We start from the raw sequence: 22,397 nt of genomic DNA, 5'->3' as shown, positions 1-22,397 counted from the left end.
GCCCCCGATAGCGATGTTAAATCTTGCGTACCCGCAAGCAGCGCCACAAGGCTGCCGTCATGAGCAGGCTCACGACCGCCCAACCCCACGCCTGCTGGTTCAACAACCCTTCACGGTACAACTGCGGCGCAATGCCCGCACCGATGATAAAGGTCAGCAGCGCAATCTCCCGACGCGGTCCGGTCACCGGCCGCACCAGGTACACCAAGGCCGGCACTACCAGCGCCGCCGTCGGGAAGCTGCGATAGCGCGGGTCAAACACCAACGCCAGCATCATCACCGCGCCAGCGAACCCGGCAATCGCCACCAGCCAGCCCGCGCGCTGTTCCAGCCAGTTGAAGGCCCGTGCGCGCCAACCTTCCCGGGCGCTCAGGGCCAGTGCCGCGTGAGCCAGCACCAGCAGGTTCAACACCACCAGCAAGCCTGCCCACACCCATTCATCATTGAAACGCGCGGTAACGCGGGTCAGTTCAGCCCAGGTGCCGATGGCGCATGCGGAAACGGCGCCCAGCAGCGGCAGGGCGATAGCGGCACGCACACTGCGTACACGACCACCCAGCACCAAGGCGCCCAGCAGGATGATCCCGCCCACCCCCAGCCACAGTGGCCAGTAAGGCACATTGGTCACTGGCCCGGCGAGAATGCCCTTGTCCTGGCGGTCGGCATCGAACAGGCCCCAGTAACCGCCCACGGCGCCTTCGCTGGCGCGCTTCCACGGCTGGTCAAAGGCTTCGATCAGGTTGTAACGCCAGCCATTGGCCTCGGCCATGGCCACGAAGCCGCGCATGAACTTGGCTTCGTTGACCCGGCTTGGCACGGCGGTTTCGCGCTGGCGGCCTTCGCTGGGCCAGCCGGTTTCACCGATCAGGATGTCCTTGGGCGCAAACTTGTTGCCAAAGGTCTGGCGCACGTCACCCACGTGCTTGAGGGCCTGGTCGATGCCGGACGGCTCATCTTCCCAGTACGGCAACAGGTGGATCGTGAGGAAGTCCACCGCCGGCGCGATTTCCGGGTGTTGCAGCCAGAACTCCCAGACATCCGCGTACGTCACCGGCTGCTTGATCTGGCTTTTGACAGTGTGGATCAGCGCCACCAGCTGTTTGGCGGTGACTTCCTTGCGCAGCAGCGCTTCGTTGCCGACGATCACTGAGGTCACGACGTCAGGGTTGGCGTTGGCCGCGGCGATCAATTCGTTGACTTCCTTGGCGGTCGCCACCGGGTCGCTGCTGACCCAGGCACCGGCCATCACCTTAAGGCCATGCTTGCGTGCCATTTCCGGCAAGGCTTCCAGGCCGGTCATGGAGTAGGTGCGAATGCACTCGAAGCGGGTCGCCAGCAGGGCCAGGTCAGCGTCCATGCGCTCCGGACGCAGGGTGAACGGCTGGTCAAACGGCGACTGGTCCTTATCGAATGGCGTGTAGGACGCGCACTGCATCTTGTGCGTGGCGCTGGCGACGTCGGGCAGTACCACCGGCCGGCCGAGGCCATACCAGTAGCCGATCATGGCCAGCAGGCCAAGGATCAAGGCGAAGCAATAGGGGAGGGCAGGGAAGCGGGCGGTCGCGGGCATGGTTGGCTTATCTGGAGGAGCAAAGGCGCGCATCTTACCCGGATTTAGCCCTTCCCAGTGGGGCAGCATAATTTTGACATGCAAAGTTCGGGCGGGATTCTGGCGTCAAATCCTACAAAGCGTCCTACTGGCTATGTGATGTCGTTTCCTGCTTGCACAAGGTCGCTGACAGAGCAGGTCGAAGGTCCCGGCAGGTTGATGATCGAAGCGTCAGTACTCCGCTGACGGCGCACTACCGTGATCGATGCGCGTGAAGGGGGCGCGGTGCACCACATAACAACAGGTTGACGTCGCTCGGCATCCGCCGGGCGCAGCACTTTCGGGGAAGTACGATGAAGATGCGACGACTCTTGGGCGCAGCTGCCACTCTGGTAGTTGCGATGAGCTCCACACTGGCCAGCGCCGACAGCAAAACCCTGAGCATCGGCTATGTGGATGGCTGGTCTGACAGCGTTGCCACCACGCACGTGGCGGCTGAGGTGATCAAGCAAAAGCTCGGTTATGACGTGAAACTGCAAGCGGTCGCCACCGGGATCATGTGGCAGGGTGTCGCCACCGGCAAACTCGATGCCATGCTCTCCGCCTGGCTACCCGTGACGCACGGTGAGTATTGGGCGAAGAACAAGGACAAGGTGGTCGACTACGGCCCTAACTTCAAGGACGCGAAGATCGGCCTGATCGTGCCGGAGTACGTCAAGGCCAAGTCCATCGAAGACCTCAAGACCGATACCACCTTCAAGAACAAGATCGTCGGCATCGACGCCGGTTCAGGCGTGATGCTCAAGACCGACGAAGCCATCAAGCAATACGGCCTTGATTACAAGCTGCAAGCCAGCTCGGGCGCGGCGATGATCGCCGAGTTGACCCGTGCCGAAGACAAACAGGAATCCATTGCGGTCACCGGTTGGGTGCCACACTGGATGTTCGCCAAATGGAAGCTGCGCTTCCTGGACGATCCAAAAGGGATTTATGGTGCTGCTGAAACCGTCAACAGCATCGGCAGCAAGGGCCTGGAGAAGAAAGCGCCGGAAGTCGCGGCCTTCCTGAAGAAATTCCAGTGGGCCTCCAAGGACGAAATCGGCGAAGTCATGCTCGCTATCCAAGAGGGCGCCAAGCCGGATGCCGCGGCCAAGGATTGGGTAGCCAAGCACCCTGAGCGTGTGGCCGAGTGGATCGGTAAGTAACTCCCCAATGCCTTGATACACCCCCTGTGGGAGGGGGCTTGCACCCGATGGCAGTGTTTCAGTCAGCTTATCTGTAGCTGACCCACTGCCATCGGGGGCAAGCCTCCTCCCACATTATTTTCGTGACCCGCAAATCTTTCTTCGCCCTCCCAATCCCTCGCTACACTCCCTCTAATACTAAGGTCGTCTGGAACCTGTTCCGCAGCCGCATACAGTGGATACGTTCCAATAATAAAAAAGCTGTGCTGCGAGGATAAAAACAATGAACGACAGCATTTACCTCTCGATTCAAAACAGCCCGCGTTTCAAGGAGCTGGTGAGAAAAAGGGAACGGTTCGCCTGGATTCTCTCGGCGATCATGCTAGGGCTCTACTCCGGATTCATCTTGTTGATCGCCTACGGGCCACACGTGCTGGGGGCCAAGATCAGCCCCGGTTCATCGATTACCTGGGGCATTCCCCTGGGCGTCGGGCTGATTGTGTCTGCGTTTGTCCTGACCGGCATCTATGTGCGTCGGGCCAACGGCGAATTTGACGACCTGAACAATGCGATTCTCAAGGAGGCTGCGCAATGATCCGGCGTCTACTGGCAGTACTCGGCGCTTCGCTTTTTGCTCCAGCCCTTTGGGCGGCGGACGCATTGACCGGTGAAGTACACAAACAACCGCTGAACGTCTCCGCCATCTTGATGTTCGTCGCGTTTGTCGGTGCCACTCTGTGCATCACCTACTGGGCTTCCAAACGTAACAAGTCGGCGGCCGACTACTATGCGGCCGGCGGCAAGATCACCGGCTTCCAGAACGGCCTGGCGATTGCCGGCGACTACATGTCGGCGGCGTCTTTCCTGGGTATTTCCGCGCTGGTGTTTACCTCCGGCTACGACGGCCTGATCTACTCGATCGGCTTCCTGGTGGGCTGGCCGATCATTCTGTTCCTGATCGCAGAGCGCCTGCGTAACCTGGGCAAGTACACCTTTGCCGACGTGGCGTCCTATCGCCTCGGGCAAACCCAGATCCGCAGCCTGTCGGCCTGTGGCTCGCTGGTGGTGGTGGCGTTCTACCTGATCGCGCAGATGGTGGGCGCGGGCAAGTTGATCCAACTGTTGTTCGGCCTGGACTACCACGTGGCGGTGATCCTGGTGGGCATCCTGATGTGCCTGTATGTGCTGTTCGGCGGCATGCTGGCGACCACGTGGGTGCAGATCATCAAGGCTGTGCTGTTGCTGTCCGGTGCCTCGTTCATGGCGCTGATGGTGATGAAGCACGTCAACTTTGACTTCAACATGCTGTTTGCCGAGGCGATCAAGGTTCACCCTAAAGGTGAGGCGATCATGAGCCCTGGCGGTCTGGTGAAAGACCCGATCTCGGCATTCTCCCTGGGCCTGGCACTGATGTTCGGTACCGCCGGCCTGCCGCACATCCTGATGCGCTTCTTTACCGTGAGCGACGCTAAGGAAGCGCGTAAGAGCGTGTTGTATGCAACCGGCTTCATCGGCTACTTCTACATCCTGACCTTTATCATCGGCTTCGGCGCGATCTTGCTGGTCAGCACCAACCCGGCGTTCAAGGATGCGGCAGGCGCCTTGCTGGGCGGTAACAACATGGCGGCGGTGCACCTGGCCAACGCGGTGGGCGGCAGTATCTTCCTGGGCTTCATCTCGGCCGTGGCCTTCGCCACCATCCTGGCAGTGGTTGCCGGTTTGACCCTGGCGGGTGCCTCGGCGGTGTCCCACGACCTGTATGCCAGCGTGATCAAGAAAGGCAAGGCCAACGATAAAGATGAGATTCGCGTGTCGAAGATCACCACCATCGCCCTGGCGGTGCTGGCTATCGGCCTGGGTATCCTGTTCGAAAGCCAGAACATTGCGTTCATGGTCGGCCTGGCGTTCTCCATTGCTGCCAGCTGTAACTTCCCGGTGTTGCTGCTTTCCATGTACTGGAAGAACCTCACCACCCGTGGCGCGATGATCGGCGGCTGGTTGGGCCTGGTCAGTGCGGTTGGCCTGATGGTGCTGGGCCCGACCATCTGGGTCTCGATCCTGCATCACGAAAAAGCCATCTTCCCGTACGAGTACCCGGCGCTGTTCTCGATGATCATTGCGTTCGTCGGCATCTGGTTCTTCTCTATCACCGACAAGTCGGCGGCGGCAGAGAAAGAGCGTGCGCTGTACTTCCCGCAGTTTGTGCGTTCGCAGACTGGCCTGGGGGCGAGCGGGGCGGTTAATCACTAAGGTTGCAGTTGGATAAAGAATGCCCCGGTCGCAAGGCCGGGGCATTTTTTTACCTGAATATCGGTGAGGGTGGGTCTGTAGTGAGCGGGCTTGCCCCGCGCTGGGTGGCGAAGCCGCCCCATCTCAGGCACTCAGTTCTCCAATTAGAACCGAGGTGCCTGGGTTTGGGGCGGCTTCGCCACCCAGCGCGGGGCAAGCCCGCTCACTACAAGTTGCACAAATGAATAAGGCCTCCAGAGGAGGCCTTATTCAGTACAACTCAAGTGCTTACTTGCGATCTTCCAGCTTGGTGATGTCACGCGACTCGTAGCCGGTGTACAGCTGGCGCGGGCGGCCAATCTTGTACGGGCTGGAGAGCATTTCTTTCCAGTGGGAGATCCAGCCCACGGTCCGCGCCAGGGCGAAGATCACGGTGAACATGCTGGTTGGAATGCCGATCGCCTTGAGGATGATCCCCGAGTAGAAGTCGACGTTCGGGTACAGCGAGCGTTCGATGAAGTACGGGTCGGTCAGGGCGATCTCTTCCAGGCGCATGGCCAGTTCGAGTTGCGGATCGTTCTTGATCCCCAGTTCCTTCAACACTTCGTCGCAGGTCTGCTTCATCACGGTGGCGCGTGGGTCGCGGTTTTTGTAGACCCGGTGACCGAAGCCCATCAACTTGAACGGATCGTTCTTGTCCTTGGCCTTGGCGATGAATTTGTCGATGTTCGACACATCGCCGATTTCATCGAGCATGGTCAATACGGCTTCGTTCGCACCGCCGTGGGCAGGGCCCCAGAGTGCGGCGATACCGGCGGCGATACAGGCGAACGGGTTGGCACCCGAAGAGCCGGCCAGGCGCACGGTGGACGTGGAGGCGTTCTGCTCGTGGTCGGCGTGGAGGATGAAGATCCGGTCCATTGCCTTGGCCAGCACCGGGCTGATCGGTTTGATCTCGCACGGGGTGTTGAACATCATGTGCAGGAAGTTTTCCGCGTATGTCAGGTCGTTGCGCGGGTACATCATGGGTTGACCCATGGAGTACTTGTAAACCATTGCGGCCAGGGTCGGCATCTTGGCAACCAGGCGGATCGCGGAAATTTCGCGATGCTGCGGGTTATTGATGTCGAGGGAGTCGTGATAGAAGGCCGACAGGGCGCCAACCACGCCGCACATGACGGCCATCGGGTGGGCGTCGCGACGGAAGCCGTTGAAGAAGGTCTTCAATTGCTCGTGAACCATGGTGTGGTTCTTGACGGTGCTGACGAACTGGGCCTTCTGCTCGGCTGTTGGCAATTCGCCATTTAGCAGCAGGTAGCAGGTTTCCAGGTAGTCCGACTGTTCGGCGAGTTGCTCGATCGGGTAGCCGCGGTGAAGCAGAATGCCATTGTCGCCATCGATATAGGTGATCTTCGACTCGCAAGAGGCGGTCGACATGAATCCTGGGTCGAAAGTGAAACGGCCCGTGGCCGTCAGGCCCCGTACGTCGATAACATCGGGACCAACGGTGCCGGTTAAAATGGGCAGCTCGACGGGGGCTGCGCCCTCGATGATCAACTGCGCTTTTTTGTCAGCCATGTGGCCTCCTATTTATGCTTCAAATCATCAGACAGACCCCCCACGCAGGGCCCGCACCACTATAGTGAGATAAATTCAGATGTCAATTTGCCTAAAGTCTTGCCCCAGAAGGCTTTAACCGTACTTTTTCCTCGAAATTGAGCGCCATTTACGCCTTTTATCCCGCCAGCGCAATCAGCTATTAGGGTGAGGAGTGCGCGTTGTCATTAGTAACCTAACTGTCTATACTCGGCCACCGACCGCCAAGGGCTTTTGGGCTTGCTTTCATTGGGGGTCGCACTCCCTGGGTGGTGCTTACCTGACCAGTCGCACTCCCCAACAACTTTGCCCTGATTGTTAGGGGCTCTTCAGTGTGAAAAAAAGCCGTGAATAGCCAACGACCTGTAAACCTAGACCTAAGGACCATCAAACTCCCCATCACCGGCGTTACGTCGTTCCTGCACCGTGTTTCCGGCATCATCCTGTTCCTGGGCTTGGGCATCATGCTTTATGCATTGAGCAAATCCCTGGGTTCCGAGGAAGGATACGCCGAGGTGAAGGCATGCTTGACCAGCCCGCTGGCCAAGTTCGTAGCATGGGGCCTCCTGTCTTCTCTTCTGTATCACCTGGTAGCCGGTGTGCGCCATTTGATCATGGACATGGGCATCGGTGAGACGCTGGAAGGCGGCCGCCTGGGCTCGAAAATCATCATCGCCATTTCCGTGGTGCTGATCGTTCTGGCAGGAGTTTGGATATGGTAACCAGCGTTACGAACCTTTCGCGTTCGGGCCTCTATGACTGGATGGCACAGCGTGTGTCTGCGGTCGTTCTCGCGGCTTATTTCATTTTCCTGATCGGATACCTCGTCGCAAACCCGGGCATCGGCTATGAGCAATGGCACGGCCTGTTTTCCCACAATGCGATGCGAATCTTCAGTCTGCTGGCCCTTGTTGCCCTGGGCGCACACGCCTGGGTTGGCATGTGGACCATCGCGACCGACTACCTGACGCCGATGGCGCTGGGCAAGTCCGCGACTGCAGTACGTTTTCTCTTCCAGGCAGTCTGCGGCGTCGCGATGTTCGCTTACTTCGTCTGGGGTGTGCAGATTCTTTGGGGTATCTGATTCATGGCTAACATTCCAACTATTTCATTCGACGCCATCATTATTGGTGGCGGCGGTGCTGGCATGCGCGCTGCGCTGCAGCTGGCCCAGGGCGGTCACAAGACTGCCGTGATCACCAAGGTGTTCCCGACCCGTTCCCACACCGTATCGGCCCAGGGTGGCATCACCTGCGCCATCGCCTCCGCCGACCCGAACGATGACTGGCGCTGGCACATGTACGATACCGTCAAGGGTTCCGACTACATCGGTGACCAGGACGCTATCGAATACATGTGTCAGGAAGGCCCGGCCGCGGTGTTCGAGCTGGACCACATGGGTCTGCCGTTCTCCCGTACCGAACAAGGTCGTATCTACCAGCGTCCATTCGGCGGCCAGTCGAAGGATTACGGCAAAGGCGGGCAGGCTGCCCGTACCTGCGCCGCGTCCGACCGTACCGGTCACGCGCTGTTGCACACCCTTTATCAGGGCAACCTGAAAGCCGGTACCACGTTCCTGAACGAGTACTACGCTGTTGACCTGGTGAAGAACGCACAAGGCGAGTTCGTCGGTGTGATCGCCATCTGCATCGAAACCGGTGAAACCACCTACATCCGCGCCAAGGCTACCGTGCTGGCGACGGGCGGTGCAGGCCGTATCTACGCGTCGACCACCAATGCCCTGATCAACACCGGTGACGGCGTCGGCATGGCACTGCGTGCAGGCGTGCCGGTACAAGACATCGAAATGTGGCAGTTCCACCCGACCGGCATCGCCGGCGCCGGTGTACTGGTGACCGAAGGTTGCCGTGGTGAAGGTGGTTACCTGATCAACAAGCACGGCGAGCGTTTCATGGAGCGTTATGCTCCGAACGCCAAGGACCTTGCCGGTCGTGACGTTGTGGCCCGTTCGATGGTTAAGGAAATCATCGCCGGCAACGGCTGTGGCCCGAATGGCGACCACGTACTGCTGAAGCTCGATCACCTAGGCGAAGAAGTGCTGCACAGCCGTCTGCCGGGTATCTGCGAACTGTCCAAGACCTTCGCACACGTTGACCCGGTGGTTGCTCCGGTTCCGGTTGTTCCAACTTGCCACTATATGATGGGCGGCGTGCCGACCAACATCCATGGCCAGGCGATCACCCAGAACGCCGACGGCGTGGACGAGATCATTCATGGTCTGTTCGCGGTAGGCGAAGTGGCTTGCGTATCGGTACACGGTGCCAACCGCCTGGGCGGCAACTCGCTGCTCGACCTGGTGGTCTTCGGCCGCGCGGCCGGCCTGCACCTGGAAAAAGCGCTGACCGACGGCATCGAATACGATGACGCAACCGACGCCAACATCGAAGCTGCCCTGGCGCGCCTGAACGCTCTGAACGAGCGCACCGACGGCGAAGACGTGGCAACCCTGCGTCGCGAGCTGCAAAGCTGCATGCAGAACTACTTCGGTGTGTTCCGTACCGGCGAATACATGCAGAAGGGCATCGCCCAGCTGGCTGACCTGCGCACGCGCATCGCCAACGTCAAGATCAACGATAAGAGCCAGGCGTTCAACACGGCTCGTATCGAGGCCCTTGAGCTGCAAAACCTGCTGGAAGTGGCCGAAGCGACCGCGATCGCCGCCGAGGTTCGTAAAGAATCCCGTGGTGCCCACGCTCGTGAAGACTTTGAAGACCGCGACGACGAAAACTGGTTGTGCCACACCCTGTACTTCCCGGGTGACAAGCGCGTGACCAAGCGTGCCGTGAACTTCTCGCCGAAGACGGTTCCGACGTTTGAACCGAAGATTCGGACTTACTAAGGGTGGCTGCCATGTTGAAAGTCAGTGTTTATCGCTACAACCCTGATCAGGACGCTGCGCCGTTCATGCAGGAGTTCCAGGTCGATACCGGTGGTAAAGACCTGATGGTGCTGGATGTATTGGCACTGATCAAAGAGCAGGACGAAGGTTTCTCCTATCGTCGCTCTTGCCGTGAAGGTGTGTGCGGTTCCGACGGCATGAACATCAACGGCAAAAACGGCCTGGCGTGCATCACGCCGCTGTCCGCCGTGGTTAAAGGCAACAAGCTGATCGTTCGTCCTCTGCCAGGTTTGCCGGTTATCCGTGACCTGGTCGTCGATATGAGCATCTTCTACAAGCAATACGAGAAAGTTAAGCCGTTCCTGCAGAACGACACGCCGGCCCCGGCCATCGAGCGTCTGCAGTCCCCGGAAGAGCGCGAGAAGCTCGACGGTCTGTACGAGTGCATCCTGTGCGCTTGCTGCTCGACTTCGTGCCCGTCCTTCTGGTGGAACCCGGACAAGTTCCTGGGTCCAGCTGCCCTGCTGCAAGCGTACCGCTTCCTGGCAGACAGCCGTGACACCAAGACGTCCGAGCGTCTGGCTTCGCTGGATGACCCGTTCAGCGTATTCCGCTGCCGCGGGATCATGAACTGCGTCAACGTATGTCCCAAAGGCCTGAACCCGACTAAGGCCATTGGTCACATTCGTAACATGCTGCTGCAGAGCGGCGTGTAACTGACGTTGTAACAAGGCAGGACCGTTGTGCCCGTAAATGCTACGGCGCAGGCTTCAACCGGCGCCGTAGTTTTAACTTGAGCAGCGACTTACAAAGCCGCGGCTCTTATTTTGAAGAAATGAGACAAGCAGGGGCATTCGGGTTGGTACCCGAACTATCAGCGTGATCCTAAGTGGCTTGTTTTGGTCGCTGCACTTGGCCTTTTGCAAGCAAACTCGGTGTTTTCGCCGGTGGTGTCCCCAAATCGAGGGTGACCAAGCATGCAAGAAAGCGTGATGCAGCGCATGTGGAACAGCGGCTATCTTTCAGGTGGTAACGCTGCCTATGTGGAAGAGCTTTATGAGCTCTACCTGCACGACCCTAACGCTGTGCCAGAAGAATGGCGCACCAAATTTCAGACGTTGTCTTCAGACGGCAACGCTGCCACCGATGTATCGCATGCAACGATTCGCGATCAATTCGTGCTGCTGGCAAAGAACCAGCGCCGCGCTCAACCGGTTTCCGCCGGCAGCGTGAGCAGTGAGCACGAGAAGAAGCAAGTTGAAGTACTGCGACTGATCCAGGCCTATCGGATGCGTGGCCACCAGGCGGCCCAGCTTGACCCGCTGGGGCTCTGGCAGCGTCCTGCACCTGCTGACCTGTCGATCAATCATTACGGCTTGACCAATGCCGATCTTGATACGACCTTCCGTGCCGGCGACCTGTTCATCGGCAAAGAGGAAGCGAGCCTACGCGAAATTCACGAAGCGTTGCAGCAGACATATTGCCGCACCATTGGCGCTGAGTTCACGCACATCACCGATTCCGAGCAACGTCACTGGTTCCAGCATCGCCTGGAAGGTGTGCGTGGCCGTCCGGTGCTGTCCGCCGACGTACGCAGCCACCTGCTCGAGCGCGTTACCGCTGCCGAAGGCCTGGAAAAATACCTGGGCACCAAATACCCGGGCACCAAGCGTTTCGGCCTGGAAGGCGGCGAAAGCCTGATCCCGATGCTCGACGAGCTGATCCAGCGTTCCGGTTCCTACGGTACCAAGGAAGTCGTGATCGGCATGGCCCACCGTGGTCGCCTGAACGTGTTGGTCAACACCTTCGGCAAGAACCCGCGTGAGCTGTTCGACGAGTTCGAAGGCAAGAAGAAGGTCGAGCTGGGTTCCGGTGACGTTAAATACCACCAGGGCTTCTCGTCCAACGTGATGACCACCGGCGGTGAAGTTCACCTGGCCATGGCTTTCAACCCGTCCCACCTGGAAATCGTTTCTCCAGTGGTCGAGGGTTCGGTGCGGGCTCGCCAGGATCGTCGTAACGACACCACCGGTGAGAAGGTCCTGCCGATTTCCATCCACGGCGACGCGGCATTTGCCGGTCAAGGCGTGGTCCTGGAAACCTTCCAGATGTCGCAGACCCGCGGCTTCAAGACCGGCGGTACGGTTCACATCGTCATCAACAACCAGGTTGGCTTCACCATCAGCAACCCGCTGGATGCGCGCTCTACCGAGTACGCCACCGACGTTGCCAAGATGATCCAGGCGCCGATCCTCCATGTGAATGGCGATGATCCGGAAGCCGTGCTGTTCGTGACCCAGCTCGCCATCGACTATCGCATGCAGTTCAAGCGTGACGTGGTGATCGACCTGGTTTGCTACCGCCGTCGCGGTCACAACGAAGCGGACGAGCCAAGCGGCACCCAACCGTTGATGTACCAGCAGATCAGCAAGCAGCGCACCACCCGTGAGCTGTACGCCGAAAGCCTGACCAAGGCCGGTGTACTGGATGACGCGCGTGTTCAGGAGAAAATCGATGAATACCGCAACGCGCTGGACAATGGCCTGCATGTTGTAAAAAGCCTGGTTAAAGAGCCGAACAAAGAGTTGTTCGTGGACTGGCGTCCGTACCTGGGCCACGCCTGGACTGCGCGTCACGATACGTCGTTCGATCTGAAGACCCTGCAGGAATTGTCCGCCAAACTGCTGGAAATTCCGGACGGTTTCGTGGTGCAGCGTCAGGTCTCGAAGATCTACGAAGACCGTCAGAAGATGCAAGCCGGCGGCCTGCCGATCAACTGGGGTTACGCCGAAACCATGGCGTACGCGACCCTGGCGTTCGAAGGTCACCCGATCCGCATGACCGGCCAGGACATCGGCCGTGGTACGTTCTCGCACCGTCATGCGGTGCTGCACAACCAGAAAGACGCGGGCACCTACATCCCGTTGCAGAACCTGTACGAAGGCCAGCCACGTTTCGACCTGTACGATTCGTTCCTGTCCGAAGAAGCCGTTCTGGCGTTCGAATACGGTTACTCGACCACCACGCCTCAGGCGCTGGTGATCTGGGAAGCCCAGTTCGGCGACTTCGCCAACGGTGCACAGGTGGTTATCGACCAGTTCATCACCAGCGGCGAGCACAAGTGGGGTCGCCTGTGCGGTCTGACCATGCTGCTGCCACACGGTTATGAAGGTCAGGGGCCTGAGCACTCCTCGGCCCGTCTGGAGCGTTACCTGCAGCTGTGCGCCGAGCACAACATCCAGGTGTGCGTGCCGACTACCCCGGCCCAGATCTACCACTTGCTGCGTCGCCAGGTGATCCGCCCGCTGCGCAAGCCGCTGGTTGTGCTGACACCGAAGTCGCTGCTGCGTCATAAATTGGCCATCTCGACCCTGGAAGATCTGGCTGATGGTTCGTTCCAGACCGTTATTCCAGAAATCGACACGCTGGGCGCGGCCAAGGTGACTCGCCTGGTCCTGTGCAGCGGCAAGGTCTACTACGACTTGCTGGAAAAACGCCGTGCCGAAGGCCGCGAAGACATCGCCATCGTGCGTATCGAGCAGCTTTACCCGTTCCCGGAAGACGACCTGATGGAGGCCATCGCGCCTTACACCAACCTCACTCACGTGGTGTGGTGCCAGGAAGAGCCGATGAACCAGGGCGCGTGGTACAGCAGCCAGCATCACCTGCGTCGCAGCATCGGCAACCACAACAAGGCCCTGGGCCTGGAATATGCCGGCCGTGATGCTTCCGCTGCACCTGCGTGTGGTTATGCGTCGATGCACGCCGAGCAGCAGGAAAAACTGCTGCAAGATGCTTTCACTGTTTAACGCCTTCGCGCTGACTGAAACCGAATTTTAAGGACCCACAGATAATGGCTATCGAAATCAAAGCCCCGTCATTCCCGGAATCGGTTGCCGATGGCACCGTTGCCACCTGGCACAAGAAACCAGGTGAGGCCGTCAAGCGTGACGACCTGATCGTTGACATCGAGACTGACAAGGTCGTGCTGGAAGTGCTGGCTGAGGCTGACGGCGTGCTGGGCGCAATCGTTGCCGAAGAAGGCGCTACCGTTCTGTCGAACCAGGTACTGGGTTCGATCGAAGAGGGCGGGGCTGCCGCCGCTCCTGCCGCCGCCGCTGCACCGGCTGCTGCTTCGGCTCCTGCTGCCGCTCCGGCTGCTGGCGCTGAAGACCCAATCGCTGCACCGGCTGCCCGTCAGTTGGCTGACGAGAACGGCATCAACCTGGCGTCCATCAAAGGCACCGGCAAAGACGGCCGCGTGACCAAGGAAGACGTGGTTGCCGCTGTTGAAGCCAAGAAAAACGCTCCCGCTGCCGCACCTGCCAAGGCTGCTGCCCCGGCTGCCGCTGCACCTGTGTTCGCTGCCGGCGACCGCACCGAGAAGCGCGTTCCGATGACCCGCGTACGTGCCACCGTGGCCAAGCGCCTGGTTGAAGCACAGTCGAACATGGCGATGCTGACCACGTTCAACGAAGTCGACATGACTGAAGTCATGGCCCTGCGTTCGAAGTACAAGGACCTGTTCGAGAAGTCCCACAACGGCGTACGCCTGGGCTTCATGTCGTTCTTCGTGAAAGCGGCCACCGAAGCGCTGAAACGCTTCCCGGCGGTCAACGCTTCCATCGACGGCGGCGACATCGTTTACCATGGCTACGCAGACGTCGGCGTTGCCGTCTCCAGCGACCGTGGCCTGGTGGTTCCGGTCCTGCGTAACGCCGAACTGATGAGCCTGGCTGAAATCGAAGGCGGCATCGCCGGCTTCGGCAAGAAAGCCCGTGACGGCAAGCTGACCATCGACGAGATGACCGGCGGTACCTTCACGATCACTAACGGTGGTACCTTCGGTTCGATGATGTCGACCCCGATCGTCAACCCGCCACAAGCCGCGATCCTGGGCATGCACAACATCATCCAGCGTCCGATGGCCATCAACGGCCAAGTCGTGATCCGCCCAATGATGTACCTGGCACTGTCTTACGATCACCGCCTGATCGATGGTAAAGAAGCCGTGACTTTCCTGGTGACCATCAAGAACCTGCTGGAAGACCCGGCTCGTCTGCTGCTGGACATCTAAAGACGCAGCGGCAAGTTGCGAGCTACAAGCTGTAGGAAAAAGCAGCTTGGCTTGCGGCTTGTCGCTTGAAGCTTGTCGCTGAATAGAGGAACTATTTTCATGTCGCAGAAATTTGACGTTGTAGTGATTGGTGCAGGTCCTGGCGGCTATGTTGCCGCCATCAAGGCCGCACAACTGGGCCTCTCGACTGCTTGCATCGAAAAATACACCGACAAGGAAGGCAAACTGGCACTGGGCGGTACTTGCCTGAACGTTGGTTGCATTCCTTCCAAGGCGCTGCTGGACAGCTCCTGGAAATTCCACGAAGCCCAAGACGGTTTCGCGATCCACGGTATCAACCATGCTGGCGTGACCATGGACGTGCCAGCAATGGTCGGCCGTAAAGCCAACATCGTTAAAGGCCTGACTTCCGGCGTTGCCACCTTGTTCAAGGCCAACGGCGTCACTTCCCTGCAAGGCCACGGCAAGCTGCTGGCCGGCAAGAAAGTTGAAATCACCAAGCCAGACGGTTCGACCGAAATCATCGAAGCCGAAAACGTGATCCTGGCACCAGGCTCGCGTCCAATCGACATTCCACCGGCTCCGGTCGACCAGAACGTGATCGTCGATTCGACCGGCGCTCTGGAATTCCAAGCGGTACCTAAGCGTCTGGGCGTGATCGGCGCTGGCGTGATCGGCCTGGAACTGGGTTCGGTCTGGTCCCGCCTGGGTTCCGAAGTCACCGTGCTGGAAGCCCTGGACACGTTCCTGCTGGCTGCCGACACCGCCGTGTCCAAAGAAGCGCTGAAGACCCTGACCAAACAAGGTCTGGACATCAAACTGGGCGCTCGCGTGACCGGTTCGAAAGTCAACGGTGAAGAAGTTGTCGTCAACTACACCGACAAGGATGGCGAAAAGACCATCACTTTCGACAAGCTGATCGTCGCCGTGGGTCGCCGTCCAGTGACCACCGACCTGCTGGCTTCGGACAGCGGCGTGAACATCGACGAGCGTGGCTTCATCCACGTTGACGATCACTGCGCTACCACCGTGCCTGGCGTCTACGCCATCGGCGACGTGGTTCGCGGCATGATGCTGGCGCACAAGGCGTCCGAAGAAGGCATCATGGTGGTCGAGCGCATCAAGGGCCACAAAACCCAGATGAACTACGACCTGATCCCGTCGGTTATCTACACCCACCCGGAAATTGCATGGGTCGGCAAGAACGAACAGCAGTTGAAAGCTGAAGGCGTTGAAGTTAACGTCGGCACCTTCCCGTTTGCCGCTTCTGGCCGTGCCATGGCAGCCAACGACACCGGTGGTTTTGTCAAAGTCATCGCTGATGCCAAGACTGACCGCGTATTGGGCGTCCACGTGATTGGCCCAAGCGCTGCAGAACTGGTTCAGCAAGGCGCAATCGGTATGGAATTCGGCACCAGTGCCGAAGACTTGGGCATGATGGTCTTCTCCCATCCGACCCTGTCCGAAGCGTTGCACGAAGCAGCATTGGCAGTGAATGGCGGCGCCATCCACATCGCCAACAAGAAGAAGCGTTAAGCGAGATAATAAGAAACCACGGCGGAGTTGCCCGTCGTGAGCCTTGCGCGCAAGACTCACCGCGGAATATCCGCTGGACGCAGTCTTGCGCAGCTTTACGGGCCTTGAGCCCCGCAAGCTGCGCAAGCAGCAGTCACAGGTGGCGCGGCACTCATAATGAGCGCAGCGCCGAATGCGCAGTACCTAACGAAGACGGTAAAAAGCATGAATCTTCACGAGTATCAGGGTAAGCAGCTGTTCGCTGAATACGGCCTGCCAGTTTCCAAGGGCTACGCAGTAGACACCCCGGAAGCAGCAGCAGAAGCTTGCGACAAAATCGGCGGCACTGAGTGGGTTGTCAAAGCCCAGGTCCACGCTGGTGGTCGCGGTAAAGCGGGCGGCGTTAAGCTGGTTCGCAGCAAAGAAGACGCCAAGGCCTTCGCACAGCAGTGGCTGGGCAAGCGTCTGGTGACTTACCAGACTGATGCCAATGGCCAGCCAGTCACCAAGATCCTGGTTGAATCGTGCACTGATATCGCTAAAGAGCTGTACCTGGGCGCTGTCGTTGACCGTTCGAGCCGTCGCATCGTGTTCATGGCTTCCACCGAAGGTGGCGTGGACATTGAGAAGATCGCCGAAGAAACCCCAGAAAAAATTCTGAAAGCCACTATCGATCCACTGGTTGGCGCTCAGCCATTCCAGGGTCGCGAGCTGGCTTTCCAGCTGGGTCTGGAAGGCAAGCAAGTTGCCCAGTTCGCCAAGATCTTCGTAGGTCTTGCCAAACTGTTCCAGGATCACGATCTGGCCCTGCTGGAAGTGAACCCGCTGGTGATCAAGGCTGACGGCGATCTGCATTGCCTCGACGCCAAGATCAACATCGACGCCAACGCCATGTACCGTCAGCCTAAGCTGAAGACTTTCCACGATCCGTCGCAAGACGATCCGCGCGAAGCGCACGCTGCCAAGTTCGAACTGAACTACGTAGCCCTGGAAGGTAACATCGGTTGCATGGTCAACGGTGCTGGCCTGGCCATGGGTACCATGGACATCGTCAACCTGCATGGCGGCAAACCAGCCAACTTCCTCGACGTGGGCGGTGGTGCTACCAAAGAACGCGTAACCGAAGCCTTCAAGATCATCCTGTCCGACTCCAACGTCGCTGCAGTACTGGTCAACATCTTCGGCGGCATCGTTCGTTGCGACATGATTGCCGAAGGCATCATCGGTGCAGTGAAAGAAGTGGGCGTTAAAATCCCGGTTGTTGTTCGCCTTGAAGGTAACAACGCTGAACTGGGCGCTAAAGTACTGGCAGAAAGCGGTTTGAACATCATCGCGGCTACCAGCCTGACCGACGCTGCTCAACAAGTTGTCAAAGCTGCGGAGGGCAAATAATGAGCGTCCTGATCAATAAAGACACCAAAGTTATCTGCCAGGGTATTACCGGTTCGCAAGGTAGTTTCCACACCCAGCAAGCCATCGAATACGGCACCAAGATGGTTGGCGGCGTAACGCCGGGCAAAGGCGGCACCGAGCACCTGGGCCTGCCTGTGTTCAACACCGTGAAAGACGCTGTAGCTGCCACTGGCGCCACCGCCAGCGTGATCTACGTTCCAGCTCCTTTCTGCAAGGACTCGATCCTGGAAGCGGCCTTCGGCGGCATCAAGCTGATCGTCTGCATCACCGAAGGCATTCCTACCCTGGACATGCTGGATGCTAAAGTTAAGTGCGACGAGCTGGGCGTAGTCCTGATCGGCCCTAACTGCCCAGGCGTGATCACGCCAGGCGAATGCAAGATCGGCATCATGCCAGGTCACATTCACTTGCCAGGTAAAGTCGGTATCGTTTCCCGTTCCGGCACCCTGACCTACGAAGCTGTTAAGCAGACCACTGACGCCGGTTTCGGTCAGTCGACTTGCGTCGGCATCGGCGGTGACCCGATCCCAGGCTCCAACTTCATCGACATCCTGAAGCTGTTCCAGGAAGACCCGAAGACCGAAGCGATCGTGATGATCGGTGAGATCGGCGGTTCGGCTGAAGAAGAAGCGGCTGCCTACATCAAGGCACACGTGACCAAGCCGGTTGTTTCCTACATCGCTGGTGTGACTGCCCCTGCGGGCAAGCGCATGGGCCATGCGGGCGCAATCATCTCTGGCGGCAAGGGTACTGCAGACGAGAAGTTTGCTGCCCTGGAAGACGCAGGCGTTAAAACCGTGCGTTCGCTGGCAGACATCGGCAAGGCCTTGTCCGAGCTGACCGGTTGGGCTGTCAAGTAAGCCTCGCGCTTTACTGACGCTTCACCAGCAAAGGCCACCTTCGGGTGGCCTTTGTGCTTTCTGAGGTTTAATAAAGATCAAAATGTGGGAGGGGGCTTGCCCCCGATTGCAGGGGGTCAGTTAACAAATACAGTGACTGACACTTCGCCATCGGGGGCAAGCCCCCTCCCACATTTATCTGCATTGCCAGATTAAGTATGAAAATGCGACATAGAGATGTCGCTTATCGGACAGTGCGCCCCGCAACAGTGCGTTTGTCAGCCCAATTCTGTACCCTTGCCGCCTCTTTATGCGCCCGCATCCCAAAAGGAAGCCGCGCGCTAGACCGTTCGGCGCCCATAAGGGCCGGCAGTATTTCCCTCATCCACAGGGAATCCCCCTCTAAATTCCGATTCAGTAGTGTGGTATTTCCTCAAATGAAAGTGTTGAAAAGCCAGGACATCCTGGCGCTGGGCTTTATGACGTTTGCCCTGTTCGTGGGCGCCGGCAACATCATCTTCCCGCCTATCGTGGGTTTGCAGTCCGGGCCTCATGTCTGGATGGCAGCGCTGGGCTTCCTGATCACCGCAGTGGGTTTGCCGGTGGTCACGGTGATCGCCCTGGCCAAGGTCGGTGGCGGTATGGACGCGTTGAGCAGCCCGATCGGCAAGATCGCCGGTGGCCTGCTCGCGGCGGCGGCGTATCTGGCGGTAGGGCCGCTGTTCGCCACCCCGCGTACCGCGACCGTCTCCTTCGAAGTGGGCCTGGCGCCGCTGACCGGCGAAAGCCCGCTGGCGCTGTTCCTCTATAGCTCGGTGTACTTCCTGGTGGTGTTCTTTGTCTCCCTGTACCCAGGTCGTCTGTTGGACACTGTCGGCCGCTTCCTGGCGCCGCTGAAGATCATCGCGCTGGCCATCCTCGGTATCGCCGCGTTCGCCTTGCCGGCCGGTGACGTGGGCGTTGCTACCCCGGAATACGTGGCTGCGCCGTTCTCCCAGGGCTTTATCAATGGTTACCTGACCATGGACACCCTGGGCGCCCTGGTATTTGGCATCGTGATCGTCAATGCCATTCGCTCCCGTGGCGTCGAGTCGCCGAAGCTGATCACCCGCTACGCGATCATTGCCGGGCTGATTGCCGGTGTGGGACTGGCGCTGGTGTATATCAGCCTGTTCCGCCTCGGCTCGGGCAGCCATGCCGTCGCCTCGGGTGCGGCGAACGGTGCCGCCGTGTTGCATGCCTACGTGCAGCACACGTTCGGTTCCCTGGGCAGCGGTTTCCTGGCGGTGTTGATCTCGCTCGCGTGCCTGGTTACCGCCGTGGGCCTCACCTGCGCTTGTGCTGAGTACTTCAGCAAAATCCTGCCGCTGTCCTACAAGACGCTGGTCGTGATCCTGGCTTTGTTCTCGCTGTTCGTGTCGAACCTGGGCCTGACCAAGCTGATTGCGTTCTCGATCCCGGTACTCACCGCGATCTACCCGCCGTGCATCGTGCTGGTGGCGCTGAGCTTCTGCAAAGACTTCTGGCAGGAGCAGGGCCGTATCGTTGGCCCGGTGATGCTGGTGTCGTTCATCTTCGGTTGCATCGACGCGCTCAAGGGCGCGGGCCTGGCGGGCTGGATGCCGTCGCAACTGGCGAACCTGCCGCTGAGCGAACAAGGCCTGGCGTGGTTGGTGCCGTCGGTGATGACGTTGGTCGTGGCGGTGGTGATTGACCGTATGCTCGGCAAGCGTAGCGAAGCGATCGCATAACCCACGTTCGCGCAGCACTGAAATGCCCCGTATCAATCGATACGGGGCATTTTTTATGGGCATCAGGCAGTGTCTTTTGGCCTGAGCTAGCGTCGAACAGGCTACAGAATCTAAACATTGGAATGCGGTCAGTGTGGGAGCGGGCTCCCACCTTCAGACCGTGTTCCGCCACCCGCCACCGTGTAACAGGACCCGCATGTCGTTCGTCGAAACCAATCAGATCCATCTGCTGGCCGCCCTCTGGTTCATCCTTTGCTGGGGCGGCTACACCCGCTACGCCACCTGGAAGGCCCGCGACACGGCCTGCCTGGCCAGTGTGCTGCACCTGTATCGCGAAGACTGGATGCGCCGCATGCTGTTGCGCGACAACCGCATCGCCGACGCCAGCGTGATCGGCAACCTGGAGCGCAACGCCTCGTTCTTCGCCTCCAGTACCTTGATCATCCTGGCCGGTATTCTCACCGTGCTGGGTGCCTCGGAACGCGCGGTGTCGCTGTTGGCCGACATTCCCATGGTGCAGCAGGCTTCCCAAGGCATGTCGGAGATCAAGCTGTTGTGCCTGGCGCTGGTGTTCGTCTATGCGTTCTTCACGTTCAGTTGGTGCATGCGCCAATACAACTTCGCGGCGGTGCTGGTCGGCTCGGCACCGATGATTGGTGAGCGGCATGTGTCGGAGCAGGAGCGCAAGGCGTTTGCACTGCGCGCGGCGCGGGTGATCTCCATGGCCGCCAACCAGTTCAACTTTGGCCTGCGCGCTTATTACTTCGGCATGACCATGCTGGCGTGGTTTGTCAGCCCTTGGTTATTCATGTTGATGAGCAGTGGGGTAGTGTTGGTACTGTACCGTCGGGAATTCCATTCCGACGTACTGCAAGTGATGGTGTATACACAGACGGATACGTCGCCGCCGGAGGCGGTGAAAGAGGCTGTTTAATTAACGCGTCAACTAAAAACAGCAGACAAAGAAAAGCCCGCTATTTAAGCGGGCTTTCTTTTTGCAGCGAAGCTATTTCAAGCCGCGGTCTCAAGAACCGGTGGCAGGCGTAGCAGGTGCTGCTTCTTTTGCGGCGGCTGCGTTCGATTCAGCCTGAGCTTTGGCAGCATCGGCGTTTTCTTTCGCAGCGTCGTTCACTTTATCCTGAGCTTTCGCCATATCTTTCTGAGCTTGCTCAGAATGCGCGGCGGCATCTTGGGCTTTGTCTTCGGATTTTTTATCGCAGGCAGCGAGACCGAGGGCAGCGGCCAACATCATGGAAATAGCTAAAGTCTTGCGCATGGGGTGTTTCTCCTTATTGAAGATATCTACTGGCCTTTCGAGCATGGCCGTTCAGCATTAGTTCCTTTTATTGCGCAGATATATAAACCACGGTCGCCAAGGAACTTTCACGCGTACCACCTGCACGGCATATCCCCACCCATAAGAGTCTGGAGCCCATGACCGAAAATCCTTTGTTAGAGCGTGCGAAGCGTTTTGTATCGGCCTTGCGCCACTGTCAGGTACTGGGTATTGCCGCTTATCAGGCCAGCGAGGAGGGCATCACGCTGGTCATGCCTTATGCGCTGCATTTGGTCGGTGACCCGCGGACCGGAGTGATCCATGGCGGCGCGCTGACCTCGCTGATGGACACCGCCTGTGGCATGGCCACCCTGTGTGTGTTGCCGGAGTTCGAGGTGTGCCCGACCCTGGACCTGCGCATCGACTACATGCATCCCGCCGAGCCGCGCAAGCCCGTCTACGGCTTTGCTCAATGCTACCGAGTGACTGCCGACGTGATTTTTACCCGTGGATTCGCCTATCAGGATGACCCGCAGCAACCCATTGCCCATGTGGTCGGTACCTTCATGCGCATGGGTAAGCGCCTCAAGGGCACTCAAGGGTTGAGCAGCACGATCAAAGGAGAGCAGGCATGACGCACCGCTTCAAGACCCGTCTGGAACAAGCCCATGAGCGCGGCGACTACGCGGCGCTGCTCGAGCTGATTCCCTACGCCAAACTGATTGGCATCGAATGCACCCGGCTGGGGGATGAGCTGCTGTTTCGCCTGCCGGCCAACAAGGACAATATTGGTAACCCTATATTGCCGGCGCTGCACGGCGGGGTGATCGCGGGCTTTATGGAGCTGTCGGCGGCGCTGCACCTGCTGGTGTTTACTGGCACACCGGGTATCCCGAAAATCATCGATTTTTCCCTGGATTACCTGCGCGCCGGCCAATTTCGCGACACTTACGCCAAATGCCAGGTGTGGCGCCAAGGCCGACGGGTGGCCAATGTGGCGATTACCGCCTGGCAAAGCACGGCGGCGGAGCCCATCGCCACCGCTCGCGCGCATTTCAAGATCGAGGAACCAAGCCGCCCTTGAAATCCTGGTCTTAGCCCCCAACTT

19 protein-coding genes are annotated in these 22,397 nt (G+C 59.1%); 16 read left to right on the top strand and 3 right to left on the bottom strand.

From position 1 onward, the window contains the following. Positions 1-16: 16 nt before the first annotated feature. Positions 17-1,570 (bottom strand): glycoside hydrolase family 17 protein, encoded by a 1,554-nt coding sequence (locus tag AO064_RS07460; RefSeq protein WP_064052888.1) that lies wholly within the window; start codon positions 1,568-1,570, stop codon positions 17-19. 332 nt (positions 1,571-1,902) lie between these two features. Here AO064_RS07460 and AO064_RS07455 point away from each other — a divergent pair, with 332 nt between their 5' ends. The 3 genes from AO064_RS07455 (at position 1,903) to AO064_RS07445 (ending at position 4,983) form a co-directional block, all read left to right on the top strand. After that, positions 1,903-2,754 (top strand): glycine betaine ABC transporter substrate-binding protein, encoded by an 852-nt coding sequence (locus tag AO064_RS07455; protein WP_012723084.1) that lies wholly within the window; start codon positions 1,903-1,905, stop codon positions 2,752-2,754. 262 nt (positions 2,755-3,016) lie between these two features. Further along, complete coding sequence (locus AO064_RS07450; protein WP_064052887.1) at positions 3,017-3,328, top strand: DUF485 domain-containing protein; 312 nt, start codon at positions 3,017-3,019, stop codon at positions 3,326-3,328. Then, the gene (locus AO064_RS07445; RefSeq protein ID WP_012723086.1) at positions 3,325-4,983 is read left to right on the top strand and encodes a cation acetate symporter; all 1,659 of its coding nucleotides are present in this window, start codon (positions 3,325-3,327) and stop codon (positions 4,981-4,983) included. Before AO064_RS07450 ends, AO064_RS07445 begins: the two co-directional genes overlap by 4 nt. Positions 4,984-5,250: 267 nt before the next feature. Here the strand turns inward: AO064_RS07445 and gltA are convergent, their stop codons facing one another. Further along, entirely contained in the window at positions 5,251-6,540 is a 1,290-nt protein-coding gene (gltA, locus tag AO064_RS07440; protein ID WP_012723087.1) for a citrate synthase, read from the bottom strand. 365 nt (positions 6,541-6,905) lie between these two features. Here gltA and sdhC point away from each other — a divergent pair, with 365 nt between their 5' ends. The 11 genes from sdhC to AO064_RS07385 all read left to right on the top strand — a co-directional run bounded on the left by sdhC (position 6,906) and on the right by AO064_RS07385 (position 20,947). Then, positions 6,906-7,280 (top strand): succinate dehydrogenase, cytochrome b556 subunit, encoded by a 375-nt coding sequence (sdhC, locus tag AO064_RS07435; protein WP_003190005.1) that lies wholly within the window; start codon positions 6,906-6,908, stop codon positions 7,278-7,280. Continuing rightward, the gene (gene sdhD / locus AO064_RS07430) at positions 7,274-7,642 is read left to right on the top strand and encodes a succinate dehydrogenase, hydrophobic membrane anchor protein (RefSeq protein WP_003172805.1); all 369 of its coding nucleotides are present in this window, start codon (positions 7,274-7,276) and stop codon (positions 7,640-7,642) included. Before sdhC ends, sdhD begins: the two co-directional genes overlap by 7 nt. Before the next feature lie 3 nt (positions 7,643-7,645). Next, a complete protein-coding gene (gene sdhA, locus AO064_RS07425; RefSeq protein WP_012723088.1) occupies positions 7,646-9,418 on the top strand; it encodes a succinate dehydrogenase flavoprotein subunit in 1,773 nt (590 codons plus the stop codon). An 11-nt stretch (positions 9,419-9,429) separates the two neighbouring features. Then, on the top strand, positions 9,430-10,134 hold the full coding sequence (locus AO064_RS07420; RefSeq protein WP_003172807.1) for a succinate dehydrogenase iron-sulfur subunit: 705 nt from the start codon (positions 9,430-9,432) through the stop codon (positions 10,132-10,134). Positions 10,135-10,395: 261 nt separating this feature from the next. After that, positions 10,396-13,227, top strand: coding sequence for a 2-oxoglutarate dehydrogenase E1 component (locus tag AO064_RS07415; RefSeq protein ID WP_064052886.1), 2,832 nt, complete (start codon positions 10,396-10,398; stop codon positions 13,225-13,227). Between the two features lie 44 nt (positions 13,228-13,271). Continuing rightward, positions 13,272-14,495 (top strand): 2-oxoglutarate dehydrogenase complex dihydrolipoyllysine-residue succinyltransferase, encoded by a 1,224-nt coding sequence (gene odhB / locus AO064_RS07410; RefSeq protein ID WP_064052885.1) that lies wholly within the window; start codon positions 13,272-13,274, stop codon positions 14,493-14,495. A gap of 99 nt (positions 14,496-14,594) precedes the next feature. Further along, positions 14,595-16,031 carry a dihydrolipoyl dehydrogenase gene (gene lpdA / locus AO064_RS07405; protein WP_012723091.1) on the top strand — a complete coding sequence of 479 codons (1,437 nt, stop codon included), beginning with the start codon at positions 14,595-14,597 and terminating at the stop codon, positions 16,029-16,031. Between the two features lie 204 nt (positions 16,032-16,235). After that, positions 16,236-17,402 (top strand): ADP-forming succinate--CoA ligase subunit beta, encoded by a 1,167-nt coding sequence (gene sucC / locus AO064_RS07400; protein WP_003210567.1) that lies wholly within the window; start codon positions 16,236-16,238, stop codon positions 17,400-17,402. Further along, positions 17,402-18,283 carry a succinate--CoA ligase subunit alpha gene (gene sucD, locus AO064_RS07395; protein ID WP_003210566.1) on the top strand — a complete coding sequence of 294 codons (882 nt, stop codon included), beginning with the start codon at positions 17,402-17,404 and terminating at the stop codon, positions 18,281-18,283. The genes sucC and sucD overlap by 1 nt, the downstream gene beginning before the upstream one ends. 416 nt (positions 18,284-18,699) lie before the next feature. Next, positions 18,700-20,013 (top strand): branched-chain amino acid transport system II carrier protein, encoded by a 1,314-nt coding sequence (brnQ, locus tag AO064_RS07390; protein ID WP_046033847.1) that lies wholly within the window; start codon positions 18,700-18,702, stop codon positions 20,011-20,013. Between the two features lie 196 nt (positions 20,014-20,209). Then, positions 20,210-20,947 carry a DUF599 domain-containing protein gene (locus AO064_RS07385; RefSeq protein ID WP_012723094.1) on the top strand — a complete coding sequence of 246 codons (738 nt, stop codon included), beginning with the start codon at positions 20,210-20,212 and terminating at the stop codon, positions 20,945-20,947. A 90-nt stretch (positions 20,948-21,037) separates the two neighbouring features. On the opposite strand, the gene AO064_RS07380 is transcribed toward AO064_RS07385, so the two are convergent. Continuing rightward, entirely contained in the window at positions 21,038-21,289 is a 252-nt protein-coding gene (locus AO064_RS07380) for a hypothetical protein (protein WP_012723095.1), read from the bottom strand. Between the two features lie 158 nt (positions 21,290-21,447). Between AO064_RS07380 and AO064_RS07375 the strand changes: the two genes are divergently transcribed. Together AO064_RS07375 and AO064_RS07370 are read left to right on the top strand one after the other, a co-directional pair. Further along, positions 21,448-21,924 (top strand): PaaI family thioesterase, encoded by a 477-nt coding sequence (locus tag AO064_RS07375; protein WP_064052884.1) that lies wholly within the window; start codon positions 21,448-21,450, stop codon positions 21,922-21,924. After that, the gene (locus tag AO064_RS07370; protein WP_064052883.1) at positions 21,921-22,373 is read left to right on the top strand and encodes a PaaI family thioesterase; all 453 of its coding nucleotides are present in this window, start codon (positions 21,921-21,923) and stop codon (positions 22,371-22,373) included. The genes AO064_RS07375 and AO064_RS07370 overlap by 4 nt, the downstream gene beginning before the upstream one ends. Positions 22,374-22,397 lie beyond the last annotated feature (24 nt).

Origin of the sequence: Pseudomonas marginalis (assembly GCF_001645105.1) — a bacterium.
In the GTDB taxonomy this organism is placed as follows: Bacteria; Pseudomonadota; Gammaproteobacteria; order Pseudomonadales; family Pseudomonadaceae; genus Aquipseudomonas; species Aquipseudomonas petroselini.
Note: the sequence above shows the minus strand (reverse complement) of the source record. Positions and strands in the feature narration are given on the sequence as shown.